General features: G+C 73.4%; 24 protein-coding genes. 14 read left to right on the top strand and 10 right to left on the bottom strand.

Annotation, left to right across the window (positions count from 1 at the left end; all coding sequences use genetic code 11):
* On the top strand, positions 1-192 hold the full coding sequence (locus FRANEAN1_RS44500; RefSeq protein WP_083788446.1) for a Clp protease N-terminal domain-containing protein: 192 nt from the start codon (positions 1-3) through the stop codon (positions 190-192).
* Positions 189-863 carry an RNA 2',3'-cyclic phosphodiesterase gene (thpR, locus tag FRANEAN1_RS36055; RefSeq protein WP_020464596.1) on the top strand — a complete coding sequence of 225 codons (675 nt, stop codon included), beginning with the start codon at positions 189-191 and terminating at the stop codon, positions 861-863. Before FRANEAN1_RS44500 ends, thpR begins: the two co-directional genes overlap by 4 nt.
* Here the strand turns inward: thpR and FRANEAN1_RS36050 are convergent.
* On the bottom strand, positions 809-1,255 hold the full coding sequence (locus FRANEAN1_RS36050; RefSeq protein ID WP_347177286.1) for a winged helix-turn-helix domain-containing protein: 447 nt from the start codon (positions 1,253-1,255) through the stop codon (positions 809-811). The two genes, thpR and FRANEAN1_RS36050, sit on opposite strands and share 55 nt — an antisense overlap.
* 81 nt (positions 1,256-1,336) lie before the next feature.
* Positions 1,337-1,933 (bottom strand): cupin, encoded by a 597-nt coding sequence (locus tag FRANEAN1_RS36045; RefSeq protein ID WP_347177285.1) that lies wholly within the window; start codon positions 1,931-1,933, stop codon positions 1,337-1,339.
* Positions 1,934-3,158: 1,225 nt separating this feature from the next.
* Between FRANEAN1_RS36045 and FRANEAN1_RS36035 the strand changes: the two genes are divergently transcribed.
* The 4 genes from FRANEAN1_RS36035 (at position 3,159) to FRANEAN1_RS36020 (ending at position 5,982) form a co-directional block, all read left to right on the top strand.
* Complete coding sequence (locus FRANEAN1_RS36035; RefSeq protein ID WP_020464593.1) at positions 3,159-3,752, top strand: NAD(P)H-dependent oxidoreductase; 594 nt, start codon at positions 3,159-3,161, stop codon at positions 3,750-3,752.
* On the top strand, positions 3,749-4,387 hold the full coding sequence (locus FRANEAN1_RS36030) for a flavin reductase (RefSeq protein ID WP_020464592.1): 639 nt from the start codon (positions 3,749-3,751) through the stop codon (positions 4,385-4,387). Before FRANEAN1_RS36035 ends, FRANEAN1_RS36030 begins: the two co-directional genes overlap by 4 nt.
* A 196-nt stretch (positions 4,388-4,583) precedes the next feature.
* Entirely contained in the window at positions 4,584-5,636 is a 1,053-nt protein-coding gene (locus tag FRANEAN1_RS36025) for a sulfotransferase (protein ID WP_020464591.1), read from the top strand.
* Positions 5,637-5,712: 76 nt separating this feature from the next.
* A complete protein-coding gene (locus tag FRANEAN1_RS36020; protein ID WP_020464590.1) occupies positions 5,713-5,982 on the top strand; it encodes a DUF2530 domain-containing protein in 270 nt (89 codons plus the stop codon).
* A 10-nt stretch (positions 5,983-5,992) separates the two neighbouring features.
* Here FRANEAN1_RS36020 and FRANEAN1_RS36015 read toward each other — a convergent pair whose 3' ends face one another.
* The gene (locus FRANEAN1_RS36015) at positions 5,993-9,940 is read right to left on the bottom strand and encodes a hypothetical protein (RefSeq protein WP_020464589.1); all 3,948 of its coding nucleotides are present in this window, start codon (positions 9,938-9,940) and stop codon (positions 5,993-5,995) included.
* Between the two features lie 164 nt (positions 9,941-10,104).
* Here FRANEAN1_RS36015 and FRANEAN1_RS36010 point away from each other — a divergent pair, with 164 nt between their 5' ends.
* The 3 genes from FRANEAN1_RS36010 to purM all read left to right on the top strand — a co-directional run bounded on the left by FRANEAN1_RS36010 (position 10,105) and on the right by purM (position 14,537).
* The gene (locus tag FRANEAN1_RS36010; RefSeq protein ID WP_020464588.1) at positions 10,105-11,115 is read left to right on the top strand and encodes a sterol carrier family protein; all 1,011 of its coding nucleotides are present in this window, start codon (positions 10,105-10,107) and stop codon (positions 11,113-11,115) included.
* 393 nt (positions 11,116-11,508) lie between these two features.
* Positions 11,509-13,380, top strand: a complete 1,872-nt coding sequence (purF, locus tag FRANEAN1_RS36005) for an amidophosphoribosyltransferase (RefSeq protein WP_020464587.1) — start codon at positions 11,509-11,511, stop codon at positions 13,378-13,380.
* Complete coding sequence (gene purM, locus FRANEAN1_RS36000) at positions 13,374-14,537, top strand: phosphoribosylformylglycinamidine cyclo-ligase (protein WP_041255179.1); 1,164 nt, start codon at positions 13,374-13,376, stop codon at positions 14,535-14,537. Before purF ends, purM begins: the two co-directional genes overlap by 7 nt.
* Before the next feature lie 384 nt (positions 14,538-14,921).
* On the opposite strand, the gene FRANEAN1_RS35995 is transcribed toward purM, so the two are convergent.
* Both FRANEAN1_RS35995 and FRANEAN1_RS35990 read right to left on the bottom strand, forming a co-directional pair.
* Positions 14,922-15,128, bottom strand: coding sequence for a DUF3073 domain-containing protein (locus tag FRANEAN1_RS35995; RefSeq protein WP_018503970.1), 207 nt, complete (start codon positions 15,126-15,128; stop codon positions 14,922-14,924).
* A 300-nt stretch (positions 15,129-15,428) separates the two neighbouring features.
* A complete protein-coding gene (locus FRANEAN1_RS35990) occupies positions 15,429-16,529 on the bottom strand; it encodes a Glu/Leu/Phe/Val dehydrogenase dimerization domain-containing protein (RefSeq protein ID WP_020464585.1) in 1,101 nt (366 codons plus the stop codon).
* A gap of 441 nt (positions 16,530-16,970) precedes the next feature.
* On the opposite strand from FRANEAN1_RS35990, the gene FRANEAN1_RS35985 reads away from it, so the two are divergent.
* The 3 genes from FRANEAN1_RS35985 (at position 16,971) to FRANEAN1_RS35975 (ending at position 20,398) form a co-directional block, all read left to right on the top strand.
* Positions 16,971-17,801: a hypothetical protein gene (locus tag FRANEAN1_RS35985; RefSeq protein WP_020464584.1), complete on the top strand. Its 831-nt coding sequence runs from the start codon at positions 16,971-16,973 to the stop codon at positions 17,799-17,801.
* A 152-nt stretch (positions 17,802-17,953) separates the two neighbouring features.
* Positions 17,954-18,160: a developmental transcriptional regulator BldC gene (bldC, locus tag FRANEAN1_RS35980; RefSeq protein ID WP_006540950.1), complete on the top strand. Its 207-nt coding sequence runs from the start codon at positions 17,954-17,956 to the stop codon at positions 18,158-18,160.
* 366 nt (positions 18,161-18,526) lie between these two features.
* Entirely contained in the window at positions 18,527-20,398 is a 1,872-nt protein-coding gene (locus FRANEAN1_RS35975; protein WP_347176901.1) for a carboxylesterase family protein, read from the top strand.
* Here FRANEAN1_RS35975 and FRANEAN1_RS35970 read toward each other — a convergent pair.
* A complete protein-coding gene (locus tag FRANEAN1_RS35970; protein WP_020464582.1) occupies positions 20,362-21,282 on the bottom strand; it encodes an SAM-dependent methyltransferase in 921 nt (306 codons plus the stop codon). The two genes, FRANEAN1_RS35975 and FRANEAN1_RS35970, sit on opposite strands and share 37 nt — an antisense overlap.
* Before the next feature lie 426 nt (positions 21,283-21,708).
* Positions 21,709-22,140, bottom strand: a complete 432-nt coding sequence (locus FRANEAN1_RS35965) for a VOC family protein (protein WP_020464581.1) — start codon at positions 22,138-22,140, stop codon at positions 21,709-21,711.
* A 261-nt stretch (positions 22,141-22,401) separates the two neighbouring features.
* Between FRANEAN1_RS35965 and FRANEAN1_RS35960 the strand changes: the two genes are divergently transcribed.
* Positions 22,402-23,133: a DUF4184 family protein gene (locus FRANEAN1_RS35960; RefSeq protein WP_020464580.1), complete on the top strand. Its 732-nt coding sequence runs from the start codon at positions 22,402-22,404 to the stop codon at positions 23,131-23,133.
* A complete protein-coding gene (locus FRANEAN1_RS35955; RefSeq protein WP_020464579.1) occupies positions 23,130-24,023 on the top strand; it encodes a helix-turn-helix transcriptional regulator in 894 nt (297 codons plus the stop codon). The genes FRANEAN1_RS35960 and FRANEAN1_RS35955 overlap by 4 nt, the downstream gene beginning before the upstream one ends.
* Here the strand turns inward: FRANEAN1_RS35955 and FRANEAN1_RS35950 are convergent.
* The 3 genes from FRANEAN1_RS35950 to FRANEAN1_RS35940 all read right to left on the bottom strand — a co-directional run bounded on the left by FRANEAN1_RS35950 (position 23,972) and on the right by FRANEAN1_RS35940 (position 26,854).
* Positions 23,972-24,808: a methyltransferase domain-containing protein gene (locus tag FRANEAN1_RS35950; protein WP_020464578.1), complete on the bottom strand. Its 837-nt coding sequence runs from the start codon at positions 24,806-24,808 to the stop codon at positions 23,972-23,974. The two genes, FRANEAN1_RS35955 and FRANEAN1_RS35950, sit on opposite strands and share 52 nt — an antisense overlap.
* Before the next feature lie 131 nt (positions 24,809-24,939).
* A complete protein-coding gene (locus tag FRANEAN1_RS35945; RefSeq protein ID WP_020464577.1) occupies positions 24,940-25,683 on the bottom strand; it encodes an SCO family protein in 744 nt (247 codons plus the stop codon).
* Complete coding sequence (locus tag FRANEAN1_RS35940; protein ID WP_020464576.1) at positions 25,673-26,854, bottom strand: glycoside hydrolase family 6 protein; 1,182 nt, start codon at positions 26,852-26,854, stop codon at positions 25,673-25,675. Before FRANEAN1_RS35940 ends, FRANEAN1_RS35945 begins: the two co-directional genes overlap by 11 nt.
* Positions 26,855-26,965: the final 111 nt, after the last annotated feature.

The following is a 26,965-nucleotide window of genomic DNA, read 5'->3' as shown; positions in this document are numbered from 1 at the left end:
GTGCTCGAACGATTCACGGAGGAGTCCAGGCGGGCGGTGCGGGCAGCCGTCGACGCGGCCGTCCTGGAACACGGCGAACGGGTGCACACGGCCCACCTGCTGCTCGGCGTGCTGAGCAACCCGTCGTGCATCGCGGTCCGCGTGATCGAACGGCGCGGGCTGACGGCCGACCAGGTCCGCGTCGCGCTGTGACGGGGCCGGTACCGGGCCGGGAGCGGCTCTTCGTCGCGCTGCTCCCGCCGACGGAGGTGGTGCGCGACCTGGCCACCGCCGTCTCTGAGGTAACCAGCGCAGCAGGGGCCGGCCGGGCTGGCGGAGCCGCCGGGAGCGTGGGCGTCTCCGGGAGCGTGGGCGCCGCCGGATCGCCGGGGCCCGCCGGGGCGGGCGTGCCGCGGCTTCGCTGGGCGGATCCGTCGCGGTGGCACGTGACGCTGGCGTTCCTCGGGCCGGTCGAGCCCGGGACGCGGCCCGCGCTCGCCGAACGGCTCGGTCGGGTCGCCCACCGGCACGGCCCGGTCGAGCTGCGCCTCGACGGCGCCGGCCGCTTCGGCCACCGGGTGCTCTGGGCCCGGGTCGCCGGCGATCTCGGGCCGCTGGCGGCGGGGGTGCGACGCGCGGCCGTCCGGGCCGGCGCGGACGGCGGCGACGACCGCCCGCTGCGGGCCCACCTCACCCTGGCCCGCGTTCCCGAGGGCACCGCCGCCGACCTGCGGCCACTGGTCCGCGCCCTCGGCGAGATCATGAAGCCGTCGGCCTGGACGGCGCGGACCCTGACCCTGATGAGCAGCGTCGGTGGGCCGTCCCCCGTCTACAGCGTCGAGGGCGAGTGGGACCTGAGCGGCTCGTCACCGGCCGGCCGGTAGCGGTACCCGACCCGCCGGACCGTCTCGATGTGGTCCCGGTGATGGCGGCCCAGCTTGCGCCGTAGCCGGGTGATCATGACGTCGACGGTGCGCGGGGCGGACGCGCCGAGGGCGCCGGGATCCTGCCGCCACACCTCGCGCAGCAGCTCCTCCCGGCTGTGCACACGGCCCGGGTTGCGCACGAGGTAGTCGAGCACCTCGAACTCAAGGTAGGTGAGGTCGATCGGCCGTCCGTCGACCAGGACCTGCCAGGCCAGGCGGTCGACGTCCACGGCGCCTCTGACGGGTGTACTCGCGACGAAGCCGGCATGGGCTGCCACGGACGCCTCCAGGCGATTCGGATTGGGCACGAGGTCGGATGACACGAGTGTGTTGAACGGGCCGGGTGGGATGAACGGGCGCGGTGACGTGGGTCGGGAGGAGCCACCGGGAGCTCGCGGGGAGCGGGCGGGAGCCGGAGCCCCTTGTCACTGTTACGAGCAACCCGCGATGTCCTCGCTGGTCGTTCGGACGGAGCCGGTCCAGCGCAGGTCCGGCAGGTTGACGACGATCGCGTCCTGGGTGCTGCGGGCGATCACCACCAGGGCCTCGTGCTCGGGATCCGGGTTCTCCTCGCGGTGCGGCACCCACGGCGGAACGAAGATGTAGTCCCCCGGCGAGGTCCGGATACGGATCTCCCGCGGCGGAGCGCCCGAATCGCTCCCGCCACCGTTCTCGCCGCTCCTGCCGTTCCCGCCGTCCGCGCCGCTCGCGCCGCCGCCGCGGCTCGCGGCGCCGGTGTCGTCCCCCGAGAGCTCGTCCGCCGGGAAGACGAACTCCGGATGCCCGCTGACCACGTAGATCGCGGTCTCGGACCGACCATGGTGATGATTGGCCGACGCGGTAGCCGGCGCCACGTGCGTCTGGCCCATCCACAGCTTCGACGAGCCCACGGTGCGCGCGCTCACCGCCGCCAGCCGCCGCATCCCGGATGTCTGCGCCGTCTCGGGATCGAGCGCCCAGGGCGCGATGTGATGCAGCCGCCGATGAAAGGCGTCGATCTCCTCGGGGGACGGGACAAGATCGTCAATGGACGGAACGTGCAGGTCACTCACGGGTCGGCACTCCGGTGCTGAGGTCGGTGGTGCGGTCGGTCGGGTCTGTGGCAGCACACCGCGTCGGCGGACGCGCCCGCTGGAGGCGGCCCCGGGCCAGCAGCCGCGCCCGCCGCACCGTCGCGTCCGCCTGCTGGCGGGGCCGCGTTCGGGCAGGCTCCCGTGCCGCCGTCCACCGGTGCCGGACAGGACCGGCGGGGCACCGGACGATGACGCGTCCGGACTTCGGGATGGCTGGTGGCGGTGTGATGCGCGTGGCAACGGGCGCGGGCGGTGACGTGGTGCGGGCGGTGGCGTGGTGCGTGCGGCCGGATCGCGGCGGCGGGCCCGCGGGCGGGGGTCGTGCCGCGGCACGCCACGGGCGGCGTCAGTAAGCCGAACAGGCGGCGGAGGCGACCCGCAACAAGTCGATGTGCCCACGCGTCACGAGGTAGGCCGGCTTCAACACAGAAGCAACGGAAACACGCCGGCGGATCGCCGCCAACCGATCAATGATGTGATCTGATTCACTTTATCACTTCTTGACTGAACAAAGCGGCGCTCCGCACAGTTCTCGACGTGGCAGCTTGCGTTCTCCCCACCCGTCGGGCGCTGCCATCGCACAGGTCCTGGTTCGCCTCCCGCCCGCTGCTCACCCGTCGGCGCTGCGTCGACTACGGTCGCGCCACCCGCTGCCGCTGTCGCGCCACCGCCCGCTCCTGACGAAGCCGGTCCGCCGCGCGCCGGTCGCGCCGGTCGCGCCGGTCGCGCCGGTCGCGCCGGTCGCGCCGGTCGCGCGTCCGCCGGCCAAGGTGTTGGTCGGATCCCCGGTCCGATGCGTGCGCCTGTTGTGGTCTGTTCCGCCGTGGCCTGATCGCCCGGCGGTCGGATCTGCCGCGTGCTGCCCGCCTGCCACGGCGGCCGGGCTTCGCACGGCGGCCGGGCACGGCTGGCGGATCAGGCTCGGCACTTTCCCGGTCGCGGTCCGGGCCGTCCCCGCGGCACGGTTCCGCCGACCGGCGCGAACGCCCGCGCACCCGGGTGCCGGACGCCCGCGCCATCGGTGACCAGCGACGACAAATGCACCAGTGCCAGCGATGACAAGTGACAGTGCCGACGAGCGATGGCGACGACGAGTGATGGTGAGTGACGAGGACGAACTCGCGCGAAGTCCAGCCAGCGAACCCGCTCCGCGACGTCCATCCTGACCGGAAGGCCGCTCATGCCACAGACCACATCTCCCGCTTCGCCGCGCCTCGTCATGATCATCGGCAACCCACGGACCGGCTCCCGGACGCTGACCCTCGCCCGCTTCCTCGCGGAGCGGATCGCGGACGAGCTGCCGGTCGCGAGCATCGAGATCATCGATCTCTCCACGCTGGCCCGGCACCTCTTCGCCGACGACGGCCGGGTCGCCGCGGCCCTCACGACCGCGGCCGAGGCGGATCTGCTGATCGTCGCGTCGCCGGTCTACAAGGGCAGCTACACCGGCCTGCTCAAGTCGTTCCTGGACCTGCTGCCCGGTGGGGCACTGCGGGGAGCGACCGCCGTACCGGTGGTCATCTCGGCGGCGCCGGACCACTCGGTGGCCGGGGAGCTCTACCTGCGCCCGGTCCTCGTGGAACTGGGCGCGACCGTCCCCGCCCGGTCGTTCGCGGTAATCGAGGAGCAGCTCCCGGACCTGGACATCGTGGTCGACTCCTGGGTTGTCTCGCACGCCCCCGTGCTTCGCGCCAGCGTCGCCGCACACATCGGGACGGCGCTCTTCGCCCAGGACGTCCGGGTGGAAAACGACCTCGTGGAGACGGCTCGATGACGCTCGACACCCTCGGCCGCGACCCCTCGCCGCACCCAGACCAGCCACGGACGGCTCCAGCACCGGAACAGGCGTCCCCGTTGTCCCAGGTGCCCGCAGTCTCGGTGGCTCCCGCACCGGTTCCGGTGTCGGCGGCGCCACAGCCGGGGGCGGCGGTCGACCCGGCGGCGCTGCGCAGTGCGTTCCGCCGGCACGCGGCCGGGGTCACCGTCGTGACGATGATCGGTCCCCGGGGTCCGGTCGGCTTCACCGCGACGTCGGTCGCCTCCCTCTCCGCGGATCCGCCGCTGCTGTCGCTGTCCCTGTCCGCGACGTCGTCGAGCGCGCCGGCGCTGCTCGCCGCCGGAACCCTTGTCGTCCACCTGCTCTCGGACGGCCAGCAGGAGATCGCCGCGCGGTTTGCGACCTCGGGCATCGACCGGTTCGCGGAACCGACCCGCTGGCGCCGCCTGCCCACCGGCGAGCCACTGCTGGTGGACGCGGCCGTGTGGCTACGGACCCGCATCCACTCCCGGCTGAACGCCGGCGACCATCACCTGGTGATCGCCGAAGTCCTGGAAACCCGCTCCCACCGCCACTCCCAGCCCCTCATCTACCACAACGGCACCTACGGCACCATTAATCTCAACAAATAGAGATAATCCCCCATAAGCCCCCCGGTAACTCCGGGTCGGGCGGAGCTCCGACGAAGTGTGGCGACCGAGTGAGTCCATGGACTCACTCGGTCGCCACACTTTCGCTACGCGCGATCATATTGTCTACTTAACTGGTAGAGAATATGGGCTATACTCTTGGTGTGCGCGTGTTTTTCCGCCCGGGAGGAGGGCCGGCATGGCGCTGCCTGATTTCGTCGTCATCGGGGCTCCCGAAGCCGGGACGTCGAGCCTGCACGCCGCACTCACCCGCCACCTGGGCCTGGCCATGTCCCCTGTGGCGGAACCGGGCTACTTCCTGACCTCCGGACGTCCCCGGGACGACGCCAGCCCCCTCGGCCACGGCGGCGGTGCCAGCTCCGGCGGTCCCGTTGGCCCTGCCGGCCATCCTGGTCTCGGCGGTTCCGCCAGCCCCGCCGGTCTTTCCGGCCCCGGTGGCCCCGGTGACCTCGCTGGCACCGGGGGATCTCGGGCCGTGGGCGGTGCTGGCCTAACCAGCGAGAACTACATTTGGTGCCTTTCGGACTATGAGACGTTGTTTCGGGGTGGTGACGGGCGTCGTCCGCGCGGTGAGAGCACTCCTTACTACCTTGCCGAGTTCTCCGCCCAGCGGCGGATGCACGAGCTCCTGCCCTACCTGCGGATGATCGCCGTCCTGCGTGACCCGGTGGAGCGCGCCTACGCGAACTGGCTCGCGCACCGAAGGGCCGGGCTGGAACCGCTGCCGACCCTGATCGAGGCGCTCGACGCCGAGGAGGAACGGTGCGCGGCCGGCTGGAGTCGCAGGTGGCGGTACGCCGAGCTCGGGAGGTACGGCGTCCAGCTGCGGCGGTTGTACACCCTGTTTCCGCCGAGCCAGGTGCTGCTGGTGCGTTACCGGGACCTGGTCCTCGAACCCGCGGCCGTGCTGCGCCGCGTCTGCGGATTCGTCGGGGCGGTCGACCCGGCGGCCGGTTTCGGGTGCGACAGCCGGATTTTCGCGCCGGCGACAATCGATCCCGGCACGACGCGCGTTGTCAGGGAGGCGGTCCCGGCGGCCGTCGATCCGATGGACGCCGTGCTGGCCGAGCTGCGGCGCAGCCTCAGGCCGGGTCCGCCGCCACCGCCCGGCCTGCGCGAACAGGTCCTCGACCGGTTCCGGGACGACATCGTCCTACTCGGCCAGCTGACGGGATCCTCCTTCGCGGAGTGGCTCGACCGCGGCGACCTCCCCCTGACCGCCGGCCGCTGACCCGCGCCTGCCGGCCCGCCGACGGCTGACCTGTCGGAGGTGGACGCGCGGCCTGAAGACGGTAGCGTCGGCCCGGATGAGCACACAAGCGGGTGACAAGGCCGAGCCGGACGTGGTGGAACTGCGTCCGCTGCCCTACGACGGTGTCCGCTCCGTCGCGGTCGGCACCGTCGTGTGGCTGATCGCCCTACTGGTCATGATCCCGTTCGCCGACGATCTGCGGGCGGATGGCCGGCTCTGGTGGATCGCGACGGCGGCGGTCGGCTTCGTGCTCGGGCTCATGGGCCTGTGGGTCGTCGTGCGACGCCGGAATCGGCTGCGCGCGACCGCCGCCGAGCCCGACTGAGCACCAGGAATCAAAGATCGTCGAGGTCGTCCTCGGCCTGACGGCGGCCGGCGCCGTCGGGGTCCCGCAGCGCGGCGGCCAGTCCGTGCCGGCGCTCCCACTGGCCGGCCCGCCAGGCCAGAGCCCGGGCGAGCGCATCCGTGCCGGCCTCGGCGTCGACGTGGATCTCACCGCCGATGCCGCCGACGACCCGCCACGGCACCCGGACCCGTCCCCCGCCCAGGCTTGAGATCCACAGCTCGGGATGGACCTGGTACCGCGCGACGAGGGGACGCGCGGCGCCCGGCACCGCGCCCAGGTCGACCCCGTCGAGCGAATCCGGGGTGTCCGCGGCCCCGACCGGGGTCGCGCTCCCGACGACGACCGCGTTGCCGGCCACCATGACGGTCCTCGTCACGGCCCTGCCAGGAACCGCACCGCGGACGCCACTGACGCCACCGCCATCGGTACCACCGCCACCGCCACCGGTGCCGGCTCCGGCCGAGACAGCGCTGCCAGCGATGGAACCGCCGGCCTGAACGGTGCTGTCGATCAGAGCAGCGGATCCACCGAATCCAGTGGATTCGCTCAGTCCAGCGGATTCGTCCAGTACGGCGAAGTCGGCCAGCTCCGAGGCGAGACGCAGCCCGAGGATGTGCGCGGCCTCGGCGGCGCGATCCAGTGGCAGGCGCAGCGCGGGATGGTCGGCGCCGATCACTTCGAGCAGGTCCGGTGCGTCCACGACCACCACGTCGGCGGAGCGGAACACCCCGGTCGGGGTTCGTACGGTCAGCGGCGGGTCCAGCCTTGGGCCGGTCGTGCCGGAGGGGTCGGCCCCGAGCAGGCCGGCCGCGCTCACCGCGGCCATGTAGAGCGTCCGGGCCGCCGGCCAGCCGATCTCGCGGTCGGCGTCGCCGAGCCGGTCCAGCAGGTCGATCACCGCGTCCGGGTCGGTGAGCACGTCGTCGAGGGTGAGCCGGCAGCCGAGCCGGCGCAGCAGCTCCGGGTCGACGCCCGGCAGCGGCGCGCCCGGCGCGAACAGCCCGGTCAGCAACGGATCGGCGCCGGGCAGGACGAGCTCGCCCGGGGGGAGCCGGGTGTCCGGGTCGCCATCCACCGGCAGCAGCGCGTGCCGGGCCAGCCACCAGCGGGTGTACGAGGGTTCGGCGCCGAGAACCACCCGGCGCAGGGGCGGACGGGCGAGCTCCGCAAGCGCCTCCGGCCATGCGTCGGGGTCGACGAGCTCAAGGTCGCGGACGGCCGCGAAATGCCGGACAACCCGCGGCGCCCCTGGCACACCGTGCGCTCCCGGCACACCGTGTCCACCCGGCATGCCAGCCGCGCCGGGCCCGCGGCCGGAGCCTCGCCCGTCACCGGAAGCCGCGGTGCCCCGTTCCCCCGCCCGGTCGGCGGCATCGTGGACGTCGTCCGCCCAGGTGTCGCTGTCGTCAAGCTCGAGCAGGACGGGCTCGTCCGGGTCGAGGGTCACGTCCGACGCATAGAGGACGCCGAAGGTCCGCAGGACTCCGATGGCTTCGAGGACATGGTCCGGCCAGGCGGTGCTCAGCCGTGGGTCCAGGGCGCCGAACGGCGCGTCCTCGGCCAGCAGGCGGTCGAGCGGCCCGTCGGCGATCACCAGCTCGGACGCGGGCGCGAAGCCGCCGCCCTGTTCCGGGAGCAGCAGCCCACCCAGCCACGACGGCATCGCGGACGGCCCCTGCTCCGGGTGCGGATCACCCACGGTGTCGGACGGGAAGCCGCCGCCGTCCAGCCCGTCATTGCGGTCGTGCCCGTCCGAATGTGCGGTGTGTCCATCCGGGACAATCGCGCGCACCAGCGCGAGTACGGCGGCGGCGAGGGCGTCCAGCTCGCCGGGGTCGTCGTCGGGGTCGGCCTGGGTGACGGCCTCGCGTACCGCCGGGTCCCGCAGCACCCCGGCCGGCGTGCCCTCCGAGGCGCCCAGGGTCCGCAGCGCGTCGCGGGCCGCACCCGCGCACGCGTCGGGATGGACGGCGCGCAGCGGCAGCCCCGATCGGGCCAGGGCCACCACGTCCAGATCGGGGGTGGGTAGCAGGGCCCCGCGCGGTCCGGTGACCATCCGGCTGGGTGGTGTCGCCGGGGCGGCTCCACCCCCGTCCGGTCCGGTCCCGGTGAACGGATCAGCATGGGCGAAGGCCGGCGTGGAGCCGAGGTCGTCGCCGTCGGGCACGACCACGACCGGAACCGGCAGCGCGCCCAGGGCGTCCCGGTCGGGTGCGGTCAGCAACAGCGGGTACAGCCCGGCCCACCAGGACGGCGTCCGCCGCATGCCGCGCAGGACCTCGACGACGGCCCCGGTGTCCAGGCGGCGGACGCCCAGGAGGTCGAGTGCGGGCTGGCGGCGCCGGGTGGCGAACTCGGCCGGCAGCAGCCCGTCGACCACGGCATCGTCGGCCGCGGCCTCGTCAGCCTTCCCCGCCGCGGCAAAGTCCGCCAGGTCCGGGTCCGTGGTGAGGCCGGTGCCGGAGCCCGTCTCGGCGCCCGCGCGCAGCAGGTCGGTGACGGCGTCCGTGGCGGGGCCGAGGTCCAGGACGAGGCAGTCCCGGCCGCGGCGGCCGCCCGGCAGGACGGGGGCGTCCGGCAGCAGCGCGAGCAGGCGGTCGCGCAGCCGGCCGTCCACCTCGCTGCGGGGCAGCCCGGTCGGCACGAGGTCCAGGACGGTGAGGGGATCGGGAGCCGCGTGGCGCCCCCCGTCCGCGCCATGGTCACCGCTCTCGGCGCCGTCCGGTCGGGCGGTGGCCAGGTGAGCGGCGAGCGCGACGACCGTGTCGGCGAGCCGGTCGGTGAGCCAGTCCCGCAGGGGCCCGGGCACGGTGTGCCGCCGGGACGGATCGAGCGGCAGGTCGACGCTGATCAGCGCGGGCAGGCCGACGGCCTCGTCGGTCGGCTGCGGCGCGCGCACCACCTGCGCCACCTCGGCGGGCCAGCCGCCGTCCGGGATCATCACCCGGGCGTTGTAGGTGGTCCTGTCACGTTCCTCGACCGGGCGGTCGGCGAGCAGCTCGGACGGGATCGAGCCGCGGTGGACACAGCCGCGCCACCGCGTGCCGTCGACGGTGGCGATTTCGAGGTCGGTTCCGTCCGGCCCGGGGAGCACCGGCTCCCAGACACACCGGTGGGTTCGGACGTCGCCGTCCACCTCGACGACGATCTCCTCAAGGCCGGGCAGGACGAGGGGCAGCGTGGGGTCGAACGCGGCGATGAGCTCGCGTGCCGTGGCCGCCGCCGCCGTGTCCCGCAGCGGCAGCCGGACGACGGTGTCGAACCCGTCGCCGGGCCCGGACGCCGGGTCGCCGAGGTCGAAGGGCAGGCGCAGGACGGGCACGGCGCCGGCGCGGCGGTCGAGCTCGCGGCGCAGTGCGTCCGCGCCCGTCGCGACAACCAGGTCGGCGGTGCGCCGGCGCGACCACTCCACCCCGCGCCACGCCACGCCACGCCGCTCCACCCCGCGCAGGTCCGTACTGCGCTGGTCGGCGCTGTGCTGGTCGGCGTCACGCCAGTCCGCCGCGTCGCCGGGGCCCGAGGGCGCCCGGGAGACAATCGACGGCGTGTCCGTCACCGCGAGGACCGCGGCGAAGCCGGCGCCGAAGCGGCCGACTGCCTGCACGTCGCGCTTCGCGGACGCGCGCAGCGTCGACAGGGCCTCGACGCCGGCGGCGGTCAGCGGGGCGCCGGTGTTCGCCACCTCGAGCAGCCCACCCGGCCCGCCGTGCGGGTGCTGCCCCGACGTGAGCCTGATGTGTACCTTTGCCGGCACACCAGCGGCCGCCGCCGCGTCGACCGCGTTCTGGAGGAGCTCGACGAGCAGGCGGTCTCGGTAGGCGCCGAGAGCGGCGTCCTCCTCGGCGTTCGCGTCCTCCCGGAAGCGGCTCGCGGAGGCGGCCCACGCCTCGATGACACGTGCCCGAAGCGCCGCGGTGTCGAACGGGGTGGCATCCACGGCCTCATCCTCGCCCGTGGCGGGACGGCCGAGCGGCGAGGGGTGCCGCGACCGGCGTCCCGAGAGACGCCGCCGCCGCGCGGGACCGCTGTGCACGAGCGCCGTGTGGACGCCGGTGGGACAGCGGTGGGACGGCGGCACGCACGAGAGGGGAGACGAGTCCGGTGGCACGGGGCGATGCACAGGACGGCGATGCGCGCGGCGGCGCGGCCCGGGAAGGTACTGCGCGGGGTCGTGCGGGGCGGGGTCGTGCGGGGCGGGGGGTCTCGGCGCGGCGCGGGGGGCGCGGCGGCGCGGCGGGATTCGCTCCGGCGCTGCCAGGGGCCCTGGAGGAGCAGTGGAAGGCGATCTCCGGCCTCGTCGGCGGGCTCCCCGACGAGGCGTTCGCGGCCCCGAGCGCACTGCCCGGCTGGACTACCGCCGAGCTCGTGCTGCACACCGCGCGCTCGGCACTCGCCCTCAGCGCCGCGCTGCGCGGGGACCCGGCGCCTGGCCTGGCCAGGGGATCAACGCCCGGCCTGGCCGGGGGATCAGCGGGCGGCTCGGGCGGAGGACCGGCGGGCGGCTCGGGAGCGGAGTCGAGCCTGGCCCGGACCGGCGGTGCGCCGCTCGTGACCGCGGCGGACTACCTGGCCGGCACCGGAGCCCAGGCCGAGGCGATCGCGGCCACGGCCCGGGATCTCGCCGCCAGCCAGGCTCCGGAGGCGGTGCGCGTGGCCTTCCGGGACGCCGTCACGGGCGCCGCGGCGGACCTGGCTCGCCTCCCACCGGACGAGATCGCCGACCGGCTGGTGATCATCCCGGGTGGGCGCATGCGGCTGGGTGAGTTTTTGCTCACCCGAGCGGTGGAAGCGGTCGTCCACGGCCTGGACCTGGGTGTGCCCCCGGCACGCCCCGCGCTGAAGACCGTCGTGCGGCTGTTCACGTCGATGCTCGCCCAGCGCGCTCCGGGGCACGCGGTGGAGCTGCGGGTGCCCCCCTTCTCCGCCGTGCAGATCGTCGAGGGGCCTCGGCACACCCGCGGTACACCGCCGAACGTCGTCGAGGCCGACCCGTCCGCGTTCGTCCTGATCGCGACGGGCCGGCTGGCCTGGGGGGCGGCGCTCGCCGACGGCCGGATCCGCGCCAGCGGTGAGCGTGCCGATCTACGATTCCTGCTGCCGCTGCTCGCCTGACCGCATCCGGCCCGCCTGCCGGACGGCACCGGGCCGGCCTGCCCTGACGGCATCCGCCGCCCGCTCGACGGCCCCGCCATCCGCCTGACGGCGCCTGGATGTTTGCCTGGTCGCAACCGGGCGGGCCGGTGTGCGTGTTTGTCGTGTTTTCTCCGTGACCTCTGTGTCGCGTGACGGGGGAGATCGCGCTCGACCAGCCGATTGGCGTCCCCGCTGCTAGCGTTGGTTATGTGGGGAGTCGAGGGCGGGCGTGAACGTCGGGTGGTCCCGGGGTGCTTCCCGTGGCTGTCGGTTGATGTGAGTGTCGTCGTGCTCGGGGGTGTCACGACATCGCCTTGAACCCGCCCCGTTCCTCCCGACATCTCGGTCACCCTGACCTCTCTAGGAGACCTGGTGCCACACGTCGCCCACAGCGACGACCCCGCATCTCGCCGGGAGTCGACGTCCGTCCGCCGCCCGCCGCAGTCTCGCGACGGCCGCCGTCGCGACGGCCTTCTCCACGGTGCCCCGCGCAACGGTGATCCTCTCGACAGCGATCTTCTCGACGACGATCCCGGCCCGCGCGACGCCTGTGGCGTCTTCGGTGTCTGGGCGCCCGGGGAGGACGTGGCGAACCTCACCTACTACGGCCTCTACGCTCTCCAGCACCGCGGCCAGGAGGCCGCCGGGATGGCGGTCGGCGACGGCCGCACCGTCGTCGTGTTCAAGGAGCTGGGTCTGGTCGCCCAGGTCTTCGACGAGATCACCCTCTCCAGCCTGTCGGGGCACGTGGCCGTCGGGCACACCCGGTACTCGACCACAGGCTCGTCCACCTGGGAGAACGCCCAGCCGTCCTACCGGACGGCGGGTTTCGGCGGGCCGATCGCGCTCGGCCACAACGGCAACCTGACGAACATCGTCGAGTTGGCCGGGTCGCTCGGCGACAGCGAGGGCGGCCAGGGCGCCACCACCGACTCCGACCTGATCACCGCGATGCTCGCCGCGCATCCTGGCCCGACCCTGGTCGACGCCGCGATGGACGTCCTGCCCCGGCTGGCGGGGGCCTTCTCGCTGGCGTTCGCGGACGCGTCGACCCTGTACGCGGCGCGGGACCCGCACGGCATCCATCCACTGGTGCTGGGCCGGCTCGACGACCGGCCGGACGGCGCGTGGATCGTCGCCAGCGAGACCGCGGCGCTCGACATCGTGGGCGCCCGCTTCGTCCGCGAGATCGAGCCCGGTGAGCTGGTCGTCATCGACGCGGACGGCCCGCGCTCGCTCACGTTCGCGCAGGCCGACCGGCACGTCTGCCTGTTCGAGTACGTCTACCTCGCCCGCCCGGACACGACGATCGGTGGCCGGTCGGTGCACGCCACCCGGGTCGAGGTGGGCCGGCGGCTCGCCCGGGAGGCACCGGTCGAGGCCGACCTGGTGATCCCGGTCCCGCAGTCCGGTGTGCCGGCCGCGGTCGGCTTCGCCGAGGCGTCCGGCATCCCGTTCGGTGAGGGCCTGGTCAAGAACTCCTACGTCGGGCGGACGTTCATCCAGCCGTCGCAGACCATCCGCCAGCGGGGCATCCGGCTCAAGCTGAACCCGTTGCGCGACGTCATCGAGGGCCGCCGGCTCGTCGTCGTGGACGACTCGATCGTGCGCGGCAACACCCAGCGGGCCCTGGTGCGGATGCTGCGCGAGGCCGGGGCGACCGAGGTGCACGTGCGGATCTCGTCGCCCCCGGTGCGGTGGCCCTGTTTCTACGGCATCGACTTCGCCACCCGCGCCGAGCTGATCGCCAGCGGCTGTGGCGTGGAGGAGATCCGGCGCTCGCTGGGTGCCGACTCGCTCGCCTACGTCTCCCTCGACGAGCTGGTGGAGGCCTCCGAGCAGCCGGCGGACGCGCTGTGCCGGGCCTGCTTCGACGGCATCTACCCGGTTCCGCTCGCCGACTCGGACAAGCTGGGCAAGTACCGGCTGGAGCCGTTCGGGCCGCAGACCACGGAGGAGGTCATCGCGCAGGCCCTCCGGGAGCGGGTAACCCTGGGTATGAACGGCGCGGACCCGTCCCCCGACAACCACGATCTCGACCTCGAACCCGTCCCGCTCGAGCCCGCCCAGGACGTCGGCGCCGCGCGCGCGAACGGGGCACGGCCCGACGGGACGAGGGCCGACGCCGTGGCGGTCGACGGCGCACCGGCCGACGGGGTGGCCACGAACGGAGCCATCGTGAACGGGATGACAGCGGACGGGGTGGCAGTGGACGGCGCACCGCTGGGCAGCGCGCGGTGGTGAGGCACGCCAACGGATCCGGCCAGGGCTCAGAGGCCGGCGGCCAGGGGAGCACCACCGAGGGGCGCTCGGTCTCCTACCGGGACGCCGGGGTCGACGTCGAGGCCGGCGACCGGGCCGTGCAGCTCATGCGCCAGCACGTCGCCCGCGCCACCCGGCCCGAGGTCGTCGGGTCACTCGGCGGCTTCGCGGGCCTGTTCGCGCTGGACGTGGCCCGTTACCGGCACCCGCTGCTCGCCTCGTCCACCGACGGCGTGGGCACGAAGATCGCCCTGGCCAGGGCGATGGACGTCCATGACACGGTGGGCATCGACCTGGTCGCCATGGTGGTCGACGATCTCGTTGTCTGCGGCGCGGAGCCGCTGTTCCTGCTCGACTACATCGCCTGTGGCTCCCTCGAGCCGGCGCGGATCGCCTCGATCGTCGCCGGGATCGCCGCCGGCTGCGAGCAGGCCGGGTGCGCCCTGGTGGGTGGCGAGACCGCGGAGCACCCCGGCCTCATGGGAATCGACGACTACGACCTGGCCGCGACGGGGGTCGGGGTCGTCGAGGCCGACGCCGTGCTCGGGCCGGAGCTGGTCCGGCCGGGGGACGTGGTGGTCGCGATGGGGTCATCCGGTCTCCACTCCAACGGTTTCTCGCTGGTAAGACACATCCTGTTCGGTCCGGTCGAGCCTGACCAGCCCGGAGGCGTCTCCGTGGCGGGTCGGGAGGCACTGTCGAGGCACGAAGAGGCCCTGGGGACGACGCTCGGGCAGGCGTTGCTCACGCCCACCCGCATCTACGCCCGGGACTGCCTGGCCGTCATCGAGACGGCCGAGGTGCACGCCTTCGCCCACATCACCGGCGGCGGTCTCGCGGCGAACCTGGCCCGCGTGATCCCGCCGGGGACGGCTGCCGTCGTGGAGAGATCGACCTGGGCTCCGCAGGCCGTGTTCGGCCTGCTCGCCGAGCGCGGCGGGGTGAGCGAGGCCGACATGGAGGCCACGTTCAACCAGGGGGTCGGAATGGTCGCGGTCGTCGCTCCCGCCGAGGCCGAGGCTGTGGTGCGGACGCTGGCTGACCGCGGCGTCGCTGCCTGGATCGCGGGGCGGGTCGAGCCGCTGCCCGGCGGAGCTGGAGAGGACGGCGTGGCGCGCCTCGTGGGTGCCCACCCCTGATGTGGCTGGCGGCCCGGCCACGGGCGGCCCTGGTGCGGCTCGCCCCGCCACGGCCGCCCGGGCAAAGGGGCGGCTGGTCACGAGCCGGCTCGTCGGGGGCCACGTGCGGACCAGCCCGAACACCTGCCCGTGAAACATCCACGTGGGCAGCCAGCCATCACTGACATGGGAGGCTCCTCGGTCGAGGAAGATCCTGACCTCTGAGACTCTAGGACGGAACACCGACAATTCCGCCCAGCTCGGCTCGGCGCCCGGTGTGCCCGCGCGAGGCGGGCGTACCGGACTCGATCTGCTGCCGACATGGACGACCACCTGTCGCCAGGTGGTCGCAGCCGGTCCCCCGGATTTCCCGGAGGCCCGGCGTCGGCCGGGGCAGCCCCGGGTTCAACGGGACGAGCGGTGCTCGTCCTCATCGTCCAGGTAGGCGTCGTAACCGTAGTCGTCATCCGAGTACGGTTCGTCGCTCTCGGTCTCCCGCGTAGTACCCGCGCCCAGATCCGCCTTCAACCGGTCGAGATCCATAGTGGGCGAGTTGTACTTGAGCTCGCGGGCGACTTTCGTCTGCTTGGCCTTCGCTCGGCCGCGCCCCATGGCTCGACCCCCTCGAACATGACGACGGGGACCCGCCCCGGTGCTCTCACTGTCTCGTGCTTCCCGAGACTACAGGGATCGCAGCCTACTCGGCACGCCAACCCGACAGTTACCTGTCGTCGGACAACACGGCGGAGATCATCTGACCCCCACGGATGGTCCCGGGACTCCCCTGACAGCGGGCGCGCGGGCCCGCCGCGACGCCCGCGCGCCGGTGCCCGATGTGCCCAGCGTCACGGCTTCCGGGGGGTGGGAAAGGCGTGCTGGCACACGGGTTCCGGGCGTGCCCGCCGGTGACGGTCAGGGCAGCAGGATGCCCCGCAGCCGGCCGATGTCGGTCATCCGGCGCTCGGCGAAGCGTCCCGCCGCCACCGCCGGGGTGGCGCCCTCCGCCTCGGCGAGCCGGAAGATGTCCAGCGCCGTGTCGAAGATCCGGGCGGCCCGGGCCCTGGCCCGTTCCGGGGAGTACCCCTCGATCTCGTCCGCCACCTGGATCAGTCCGCCGGCGTTGACCACGAAGTCGGGCGCGTACAGCACGCCCGCGTCGGCCAGGACCTTGTCCATGCCCGGGTGGGCCAGCTGGTTGTTCGCCCCGCCGCAGATGATCTCCGCCCGCAGCGCGGGCACGACCTCGTCGGTGAGCACCCCGCCCAGCGCGCAGGGCGCGTAGATGTCGACCTCGGCCCGGAGGAGCTCGTCGGGGTCGGCCACCAGCTGGACGTCGGGATGGCGGGCTCCCAGTCGCCGCAGGGCGCCCGGATCGGTATCCCCGGCCAGAACGGTCGCCCCCTCCTCCACCAGGTGCCCCACGAGGCGCAGGCCGACCTTGCCGACCCCGCTGACGGCGACCCGGCGCCCGGCGAGCGAGGGTGTCCCCCATCGGTGCCGGGCGCAGGCGCGCATCCCCTCGAAGACGCCGTACGCGGTCAGGACGCCGGAGTCGCCCGAGCCGCCGTGCGCCGGCGAGCGGCCGGTGACCCAACGGGTCTCCCTGGCGATGGTGTCCATGTCCTCGACGTACGTCCCGACGTCGCAGGCCGTCACGTAGCGGCCGCCCAGCGAGGCGATGAAGCGCCCGTAGGCGCGCAGCAGCGCCTCGGTCTTGTCGCGGGCGGGGTCGCCCAGGATGACGGCCTTGCCGCCGCCGAGGTCCAGGCCCGCGCAGGCGGCCTTGTAGGCCATCGCGCGGGAGAGCGCGAGGGCGTCGGCTAGTGCGGACGCCTCGTCCGGATAGGCGTGGAACCGGGTGCCTCCCAGCGCCGGCCCCAGCGCGGTCGAGTAGATGGCGATCACGGCGCGCAGGCCACTGGCCCGATCGGAGCAGAACACCACCTGCTCGTGCTCCGCGCCGGCCTCGAACACCGACGAGACTCCCGTGGACGTGTCGACCACCGCTGACATGACCGAGCCTCCCTCCGGACGGCTCCGCGAGCCGACGGCCCGTGAGCCGACGGCCCGTGAGCCCTGTGCGCGGCGGGCTCCCGCCGGCCGCTGCGGCGAACATTACGGGCCCGGCCCGCGCGGCTCCTCTCGTGCGGCCGCCGCCGTCACAGCCGCCGTCCGGGCGGCCCTGACGGGCGCGGAGCCGGCCCGGGAGGGGGTCCGGCGCGGCTGCGGTGCGGCGGGCGCTGCCGGGTCTCACCGGGGCGATCGCGCGGGTTGCCCGACCTCTCATCGCCGCCGGGCCCGCCGCGCCCGCGGTCCGTGCCAGGATCGGAGGCATGCCAGGATCCAGGGGCATGTCCGCACCTGTTCCGGCCCTCTGCGGGGGGTCGGCGTCCGTGGCGATCCCGCTGCCGGCGGGCATCGCGGGTGACGCCGCCGTCGAGGCCGGTGTCTAGCGTGGCTGTCGTCTCACCCGCTGCCTACCTGCGGGTCTACGAGCCATTGGCCGCCTTCCCGCCCGCGGACCGCGTCCGTTGGCAGCGGTACGCGGCCTCGGGGCCGCCCTCGCGGCGCGCGGGCGCCCGGCGGGAGCGGGTCGTGGCGCTGGTGGCGGCCGTCCGGCCGTCGCTGGACGTCGCCGACGAGTCCGCCTTCGTCCAGTGGGCGGACGGCCTGATGTTCGTCTGCCCGTGGTCGACGCAGCTGCGGGTGTGGCAGGCGGCGATGGAGTTCCGCGGGCTGATGCCGGAGCGCGTCGCCGAGGCCTTCCTCCCGCGCCGGCTGGTGGACCCGGCGGAGACAGAGCTCGACCGGTGGAAGGCGCGCCGGCCCGAGATCAAGGTCCATGTCCAGACCTGCACCTGGATGGTGCCGCCGACCTGGTTCGTACTGTTCGACCCAGCGGAGCGGGCGTTGGTCACCGGCGACAGCGCCGACCGTTCCATGGTCTACCGGACCACGATGAGCCTTGCCCGCCGCCGGGTCGGCCGCGCGGTGGAGGCGATGGAGACCCTCCGGGCGGCGAACACCGACGCCCCCGCGATCGAGGGCGTCGCCGAGCTGGCCCGTTGGCTGGGGTCCTTCCATCCGCAGAGCAGGGTCGAACTGGACTACGACGGGCTAGTTGACCTGCTGGACGACGACATGCTGCGGCGGGACACATCCGTCGAGGACATCGTCGAGGCGGTCAGCGCGTTACGCCGTGGGCGAACAGACCTTGCGGTCGAGGCGTACGAACGAGTGCTGATCAGGTGGAGACCCCTGCAGTCACGGGAATCTGCCAGTTGATCGGCGCCGCCTGTTAGCGCAGCGTTGCCCTCCGCTTCGGACGAGCTGTGACTAGTCAGCAGATGGTCCTGACGTGCCATGTCCGAAATGCCCCCGAAGGATGCACGATCTGTATGGGACGGAGCGACGCTCTGTGACGGGAGGCCAACGCAATGACGACGAGAACGCCGGATGCCGAGCCGCTGCTGACGCCCGCCGAGGTAGCCACGATGTTTCGGGTGGACCCGAAGACCGTGACCCGGTGGGCCAAGGCTGGAAAGCTGACCTCGATCCGGACTCTGGGCGGTCACCGCCGGTACCGCGAGGCGGAGGTGCGTGCCCTGCTGAAGGGAGTTCCGAGCATCGGAAGTGATATCTGATAACTGCGCCGAACCGGCGCTGATGGCGGCGTCCTGGTAGGACCAGGCGTTCGGCGGCTGCCCGGCCGGGCGAACAACCCGACGGCCGGACCCGCCTGCTGAGCGGACGTCCCATATGCCTGAACTCTCCACCGCTCCGGGAGGGCGGTGGTGGTTCACGTGTCGAAACCGACGGGCGGCACCCACGCTGTCCGTCGGTTTCGTTCGTTCCAGCTCGCCTCGCGGGTGCGCACGCACCCGCGTCGCGGCCGGAACGGCGGCTTGGGAGGGCGGCTGGGGACGGCCTTCGTCATGTCGGCTCGGGACGGCTTTCGCCATGCCCCAGCTCGGGGCGGCGTTCGTCATGCCGCGCGGGAGCTTGGGGCCATGCGCGATCTTGCGTGGTTCGGCGGCACCCGTGAGGCTGTTCGCATGGTGGGAACAGCCGGTGGCCGGGCCGTGGGTCGACGTGGTCCGCGGGCCCGAATGCCGGGTGCCCTCCTGGCCTTCCTCACCGTGGTGCTGCTGGTGGCCCTGTGTCCGGCCTGCGGCGGCGGGGCCGGGGAACCTCCCGGAGCATCGGGAGCGGGCACCGGCGCGGCGGGCCCCGGCGGGGTGACGGCGACGGCCGTGCCGGTCGTGGCGACCACCGGCGGCGAGGTCCGCGGGGTGGCCGAGGGTCCGGTGGTCTCCTTCTACGGGCTTCCTTACGCGGCGCCGCCGGTCGGTGCGCTGCGCTGGAGGGCGCCCGCCCCGGCGGCCCCGTGGAGCGGCATGCGGGACGGCTCGGCGCACGGCCATCCATGCCCGCAGGAGGGACCGCTGGCAGCCGGCGCCAGCGAGGACTGCCTGTTCGTGAACGTCACCATGCCGGCGGACGCGCCCCGGGCCACCGGGACACCGCCGCCGGCCGCGGCCGGCGGCGGTACTGGCGGCGCCACTGGCGCTGGCGCTGGCACCACTGGCGGCAGCGGTGCGGGGCTGCCGGTGCTGGTGTGGATCCACGGCGGCGGCTTTGTCGCCGGATCGGCCAACGATGTGGACATGTCCGCGTTCGCGGCCGGCGGGCCCGCCGTGCTCGTGGGCGTCAACTACCGGCTCGGCGCGCTCGGCCAGCTCGCGCTGCCGGCGCTGAACACCGAGTCGGGCGGCGACGCGGGCTCGTACTCCCTGGCGGACATCATCGCTGCGCTGCGCTGGGTGCGGGCGAACGCCGCCGCCTTCGGTGGGGACCAGGGGAACGTGGCGATCTTCGGAGAGTCCGCCGGTTCTGTGAACGTCTGCGGGCTGCTGGCAGCGCCGTCCGCGCGCGGGCTGTTCCAGCGGGCGGTCATGCAGAGCGGGCCGTGCCAGTGGTCGCTGCCGACCATGACCACGGCCGAGGGCACGGGCCAGCAGTTCGCCGCCCGAATGGGCTGTACGGACCCCGCCGGGGTGCTCGACTGCCTGCGGGCGCGGCCGGTGGAGCAGATCGTCGCCGGCTCCGGGCAGGCGGACATCCTGACCGCTCCGACCTGGGCGCCGGTGGTCGGCAGCCGGACGCTGCCCCGCTTCCCGGTGGATGCCGTCGCCGCCGGCTCGGCGGCGGGGGTACCGGTCCTCCTCGGGACGGTGCGCGACGAGGGGCGGGCCTTCACCTCCAGCTACGACTCCGGTGGGGAGCTCACCGCCGAACGGTTCGCGCAGATCGTCCGGGCGGAGATCCCCGACCGGGCGGACGCTGTCCTCGCGGCCTACCCGCCGGGGGCCGTCCCCGCCCGCGAGCGGCTCGCGCAGGTGATCACCGACCGGGTCTTCGCCTGCCCGACCGCGTACTCCGCTGACCTGTTCAGCCAGCCCCGCGGCCAGCCCGGGTCGGGGGCTGTCGTGCCCGGGCGGGCGTTCCTGTACGAGTTCGACGTCCCGGGTCTCGGCCCGGTGACCGACGGCGTGGCCACGGGAGCCACCCACGCCGGGGAACTGCCGTACCTGTTCCGCTCCGCCGCCTCGGACGCGCCGCACACGGGGGCGACCGCCAGCGAGCGCGCGCTGTCCGCGGCGATGGTCGACTACTGGGCACGGTTCGCCGCCACCGGTGATCCGAACACGCCTCCCGCCGGAGCCGTCGGTGTGGAATCCGGGGAGCGGGTGCTGCCGGGCTGGCCGCCCTGGCCGGGGGAATGGAACTCGACCGTTCCGGACCGGCTGGCCCTCGAGCCAGGCGTGCTGCTTGCGCGGTCCGGCTACGCCGTGGCGCACCACTGCGACCTCTGGGGCTGACCCGCGCCCTGGTGATTGTTGCCGTCTGGGCGATTCACGGGTTTGCGTGCGATCGCCCCGTAGCTGCTGACCTCGGCGTCCGTGAGCTCCGCCGACCCGTCCTCCGGCTGCCAGCGGTGGGCCGGGACCAACCCGGGCGCCACCAGCTCGAGGCCGCCGAGCAACGCGGTGATCTCGGCGCGGGACCGGGGCTGGAAGGGGATCCCGCGGTCCTGGTAGATCGTGGTGCCGAGCTCGGCGACCTCCGGGGCCACGAAATCCCCGGTCGCGTGGGCGACAGCCAGGTAGCTACCCGGAGCGAGGGCCCCGAGCAGCTCCTGGACGATGCCCGCCGGGTCCCGGTCGTCCGGCACGAAGTGCAGGATCGAGAGCAGGGACAACGCGACGGGCTGGTCGAGGTCGAAAGTGTCGCGCAGCTCGGCGGAACGGATGATCCTGCTGGGATCGAGCAGGTCCGCGTCCAGGTAGGCCGTCCGGCCCTGCGGGGTGCTCGTCAGCAGGGCGCGAGCATGCGACAGCACGATCGGGTCGTTGTCGACGTACAGGACCCGAGCCGCGGGGGCGGCCGCCTGTGCCGTCTCGTGCAGGTTGGGGCTGGCCGGGATGCCCGTCCCGATGTCGAGGAACTGGCGTATCCCGGCGTCGCGGGCCAGGTGGCGGATCGCCCTCGTCATGAACGACCGGCCCTGTAACGCCGTCGTCCTGGTGGCCGGGTAGACGGCCATCAGGTCTTCGGCCGCTTCGCGGTCGGCGGGGAAGTTGTCCTTGCCGCCGAGGAAGTAGTCGTACATCCGGGCGGAATGTGGGATGTCGGTGCGCAGCTCGACCTGGGGCGCACTCCGGTGCGCCGGCCATTTCACCGCAGCGCGCGTGGCCTCGTCCATCCCCGCCTCCGGGCTGTCGCAGTCACCCCTGGCCGCCGTCGCCCAGGCGGGTGCTCTCCGCGGACCGCCCGCGACCAGCCGCTTCAGGACCGGTCGGCGGGGGCGGGACGTCCGGAACCCGCTCGTCGATGAGCGCGCCGGTCGGGAGCCGTCCGGGCGAACCCCACCAGAGCCGGTACCGGAGACCGCGCACCGTGCTGGTGTTGGCACGATGTGTGGAGGGCACTTGCCGCGATTATGTCGAACTCGGACAGTTCTCGCGCCCAATGTTTCATTGAGGTAATCCATGGACCGATTGATCCCGATCCGTCGGACCGAATCTCGTCATGATCATCCGGTCCGACGGATCGGTCCGCTCGACGGACTGACCCAGGCGGGTGGATCGATCCCAGGTTGGCGGAGTGTCTCGGGCCCGAGCGGCCTCCGTCAGGTCGTGCGGGGCGCGCCCCGGTAGGTCCCGAACGACCAGCTGTTGCCCTCGGGGTCACGGGCGGCGAAGTCCCGTGATCCGTACTCGGTGTCGTGCAGTTCCACGGTGATCTCCGCTCCCGCGGCCCGGGCGCGGGCGCACAGGGCGTCCGGCTCGGCTGTCACCACATAGGCGCCGAAGCCGCCCGGCTGGAAGGCCCACGGATCGTCGGGGTTGTCACGGGTCGAGCCGAGCATGACACCACCGCCCTCCGGCCACGCGAGCTCGGCGTGGTCCACCCGGTCACCGGCTTCGCCGTGGTCGGCGGGGCCGTACGAGACGACCTCCTCGAAGCCGAACGCCTCGGTGAGGAAGGCGATCAGCGCCCGCGCGTCGCGGGCTCGCAGCGTCGGCCAGACCTGGGGCGGCGGTGCCTTGTCATCGCTCATGACTGGTTCGCGTCCTCTCCACGGCCGACTCTCCGCGGCCGATGGTCAGCGGACCCGGGGCGGGTCCGGCCCGTCCAACGATTCGCCGAACCCAAGGCCCCCGGCTTGGACGTTTCGGAACTCCCCGGTGAGCCACCTCCGAAGGGCAACCGGTGCTTGTGGTGCACTGGTCACGGTTCGCCCTGAAACGAGTTGTGCCAGGGGTGTACGGGCCGGACGGCAGGGAGTGACCTGACCCGCGCGGGACCGTGGGAGGAGACTGTGCCTTTCACGTTGAGTCATCCCGTCGCGGTGCTGCCGTTGCGGCGGCTCGGGCTGCCGATGAGTGCGATGGTGGCCGGGTCGATGGTTCCTGATGTGCCCGTGTTCCTCGGGTGGTCGGCGATGTACCACCTCAGCCACAGTCTGCTCGGTGTCGTGACCTTCGTTCCGCTGCTGTCGCTGGTCGCGTTGGGCATCTGGTTCTGCCTGGCTCGCGATGCCCTGCTCGATCTGGCTCCGGATCCGGTCAGGCTGCGGCTGCCTCCCCGGGCACGGCCCACGGGACATCAGTGGCTGCTGGCCCCGGTGGCCGCGGTCGTCGGAGGCCTGACGCACACCGGGTGGGACGCCTTCACGCACGAAGACCGGTGGGGTGTCCGTCATGTGGCCTGGCTGAGCGCCGACCACGGAGCCCTGCCCGGCTACAAGTGGCTTCAGTACTGCATGGGCGCGGCCGGGCTGGTCGTTGTCGCGGCGGCTGTCGTCGTCCACCTGCGGGCGCTGCCACGGGGACCGCGGCGGCCACGGCGGTACTCGGCGGAGGCGGCGATTCTTCCGGCGGTGGTGGCCCTGGCGGCGGGGGTCGGCGCTGTCGTCGGCCTGGCGCAGGCGTCGAACGGGCTGCATGCCGTCGCCTTCCGCGGCGTCGTCACCGGTGTGATCGCGCTGGTAGCGGGCCTGTTCCTGGTCGCCGCCGGATGGTGGGCATCGGGACGCACACTAGAGCGATGACCACGCCAGCCGAGACGTTCGCCGTGGTGGACGAGTACGTCCGCGTGGCGCCGGTGCCCGCGTTGCGCCCGTACATCGCCTGGTACAGCGGCTACCGCCAGCGTGGGGTCGCACCTGCCCTGCACCGCGGCCTGCCCTCGCCGTACCTGACTCTGATCTTCGCCCTGGACGAGCCGCTGATCGTTGTCGGCCACCCTGATCCGCATCAGGCGCCGGGCAGCTACGACACGCTGCTCGGCGGACTGCACACCTCGCCGGCGTTGATCTCACACGACGGCGCCCAGTCGGGAGTGCAGGTCGCGCTGCGGCCGCTCGGGGCGAGGGCGCTCCTCGGCCTGCCCGCGGGTGAACTTGCCGACCAGGACCTTCCAGCGGATGCGGTCCTCGGCGACGTGTGTGCGGAGATGAGGGAGCGGATGCGGGCCGCCTCCGGCTGGGTGGAACTGTTCGCGGTGCTGGACGACATCCTGTGTCGGCGGGCCGCGTGCCGGACGTCGGCGGTCGCGCCGGAGATCGCCGAGGCATGGGCGATGCTGGAGCGTGCCCGAGGCTCCGTCTCGGTGGTGGACCTGGCGGCCGAGGTCGGATGGAGCGCACGTCACCTGCGGAGCCGGTTCCGGACCGAGATCGGCCTGACACCGAAGGCGGCGTCCCGGGTCATCCGGTTCGACCACGCCCGCCGTCTGCTCGCCCGGCGTGCCGTGGCCGGGGACACGGGGGAGCTCACCTTGGCGGACCTGGCGGCCGGTTGTGGATTCTTCGATCAGGCACACCTGGCACGCGAGTTTCGCGCGCTGGCCGGGGTGCCGCCGAGCCGCTGGCTCGCGGAGGAGGCGGGCTACCCGCCGACCGGTCGGCGGGCGCGGGCCGAGAACACCGGGACGAAATAGGTCGGGCGGTCGGTGGCGGCGTCCAGTTCGGCGAACGCCCTCTCCCAGCGTTCGACATCGTCGCTGTCGGCGTGTCCGGCGGCCGTCATCGCCGGTACAGCGGCCCAGGACGGTGGCCGCATCCCCGGTGGCAGCTCGTTGACGTTGTACCAGCCCCGGTGGTGGACGTCGACGAGCCCGGCCGAGCGCAGCAGAGCGCCGAGCCGCAGCCCGACGGACAGGTCATTGCCGAGGGTCGCGTGGAAACGGTGGTACCGCTCACCGAGCTCGACGATGTCGGTGACCGTCGGCGGGCCGCCGACGACCCGGAGCGCCGACGCGTCGATGTCGAGGAGGTACACCCAGCCGCCGGGCTTCACCAGCGTCGCGAGGTGGTCGACGATCGCCTGCTCGCGACCACCGTTGTGGGCGAGGACATGGCGCATCATCACCGTGTCGTAGCTGGCGGCCGGGAGTCCGCTGGCATCCGCGGAGCCCTCGGTGATCGAGATGTTGTCGGCCTTCCCGGCCGCGACGACCTGCCCGGCCAGCGCCCGCGCGTCGGGGTCCCGGTCCACGGCGTCGACCTTCCCGGTCGGTCCGACCACGGCGGCCAGGGCGAGGGCGAGCGCGGCCGGTCCGCAGCCGACGTCCGCGACCCGCGCGCCGGGGACGATCCCGGCCGCGGTCCATTCGGCGGACTCGTCCTGTTTCGCCACCGCCGCCATGAACTGGTAGCGAGCCAGCTCACTCGGATCGAGGGTCAGCACATAGGCGTTCTGGCCGCCTTCACCGTGATCAGTCACGGGGCGACGCTAGTACGCGGGTCGGGACTTCGGGCCGCACAGTCGCCTGGCCGTCACGGCGGGCGGCCGGCCGCACTGGACAGGACGCCGTCCTGTCGCGCCCGACGGGCGGCCGCGCCGGCAGGTGCGGGTCAGGTCTCGCCGCGGGCCAGCAACGGCAGGTCGTGGGCGTAGTCGGCGACCGAGGTGCCCGTCAGGTAGGCGACCCGGGCGGTGCCGTCCGGGCTGAACGCGGTCACCTGCGCGCTGTGCGTCACGTTCACGGTGCCGTCGGCCTCTCGCACCGCCGGCTCGATCGCGACGTCCAGTGCGTCGGCGAACTCCTTGATGTGCGGCCAGGCGCCGGTCAGGCCGATGAAGGACGCGTCGAACTGGTCCAGCCAGCGGCGGATGACCGGCCCGGTGTCGCGGTCCGGGTCGGTCGAGACGAACACGACCCGGATCCGGTCGCGGTCGGCCGCGGGGAGGCTCTCCAGCGCCGCGTCGAGGTCGGCCATGGTGGTCGGGCAGATGTCGGGGCAGTTCGTGAACCCGAAGAACACCAGCGTGACCCGGCCGGCGGTCGCCTGGTCCGTCCGCAGGTCGAACGGCGCCCCGGCGGTGTCGATCAGCGTCGTGGTGGGCTTCGCGACGGGGGTACCGAGAGACACACCGCGCACCCCGGCCGCCCTGCTGGCCTCGCTGAGATCGACCACGGCCGGGCCGGACGAGCCGTCGCCCCCGGAGCCGCAGGCCGCCCCGGTGAACAGCAGCACGGCCGCCGTCGCGGCGCACGCCAGGCCGGTGGACGTCGGCCCACGCCGCCCGCGCTGTCGGCCCCGCAGATCCTGGCGGCCCCGTCGAGGCTCAGGCCGCTCAGGTCGCTCAGGCCGCATTGCGGACCAGCTCCTCCGCCTGCTGTTGCCACCAGGCGCCGGCCGCGGGGTTGCCGCGTCCGCACTCGCCGTCGCTGGCACCAGGGGTCTTGATCCAGAGGAACGCGTCGGCGTGCGGTGAGCCCGTCTCGATCGTCGGGGCGACGCCCAGGCCACGGTCCGGCGGGTTGCACCACTGGTTCTGGATGCCCTCGGCGGGGCCCCGGCCGTTGCGCGAGGTGTCGACCACGAAGTGGGTGCCGCCGGTCAGGGCCGAGATGATCTCGCCTCGGGCGGTCTCGTCCTCGGTCCGGTAGTAGTTGGACACGTTGACCGCGAAGCCGCGGGCGCCCTTCACCCCGGCCCGCAGGAGCCGTTCGGCGATCACCGGCGCCGCTCCCGCCGGCATCCAGCCGCAGTTCGCGCCGTCCAGGTAGACGCTGGTGTTGGGCAGCGCGCCGTACACGCCGACCGCGTCGTTGAGCAGCGCGTAGCGCTCGGCCTGCTGGTCGGCGGGCAGGCTGTCCATCTGACCGAGCGAGTCCGGCTCAAGGATGATCACTGCGCGGGCGTCGCCGATCGCGCCGGCGACCTGGCGGGTGAACGTCCGGTAGGCGTCGGCGTTGGGCAGGCCACCGGCGGAGTAGACGGCCTCCGCGTCACGGTGCGGAATCGCATAGATCATGAATGTCGCGGTCGTGCCGGTGTCGCGGCTCGCGGAGGCGCGCTTGTGGACCTCGCCGGGCACATCTCTCAGCCAGTCACCGACCGGATAGGCGGTGGGGGTGTTGACCAGTGGCGCGAGGATCTGGGCGCGCGCGGGGTTGCGCTGCGCCTCCTCGGCCGCCTGGCTGCCGTGGTCGACGAGGAAGGGCGCGGCGGGAGCGGGATCGGCGGGCACGACGGTCTCGGTCGGCCGCTGGGCGCCGGCCGGGTCGCCGGCCGGGCATTGCGGTCCGACCGCTGTCAGCGGACCGGTGGGAACGTTCGGTGCGGCCGCGGTCACGCTGGGTGTCACCGGGGTGGGGCTCGAGCCCCCGCCGCAGGCGGCGAGGGCGAGCACCGCGACCACCGTCGCCCCGGCGGCACAGGCCCGGCGCCGGAGGCGGGTGCGACCTGGCCGACCTGGCCGGACCTGAGGCTCGCGCAACCGCGGCTTCGGCCCGTTGCCGTCTTCCGCCCGGACGGTCACCCGGCATCCCCCTTGCTCCCGTGATCCAGCCGGCCGGGCCAGACGCCTGCGTTGCGTCGATTCAACCTGTCCCAGGCTAGTACTGACCGTCCGGCTGGCCCGAATGGTGGG

The organism is Parafrankia sp. EAN1pec, assembly GCF_000018005.1.
Classification (GTDB): Bacteria; Actinomycetota; Actinomycetes; order Frankiales; family Frankiaceae; genus Parafrankia; species Parafrankia soli.
The sequence above is the reverse complement of the archived record's forward strand: the minus strand, read 5'-3'. Positions and strand labels throughout refer to the sequence as shown.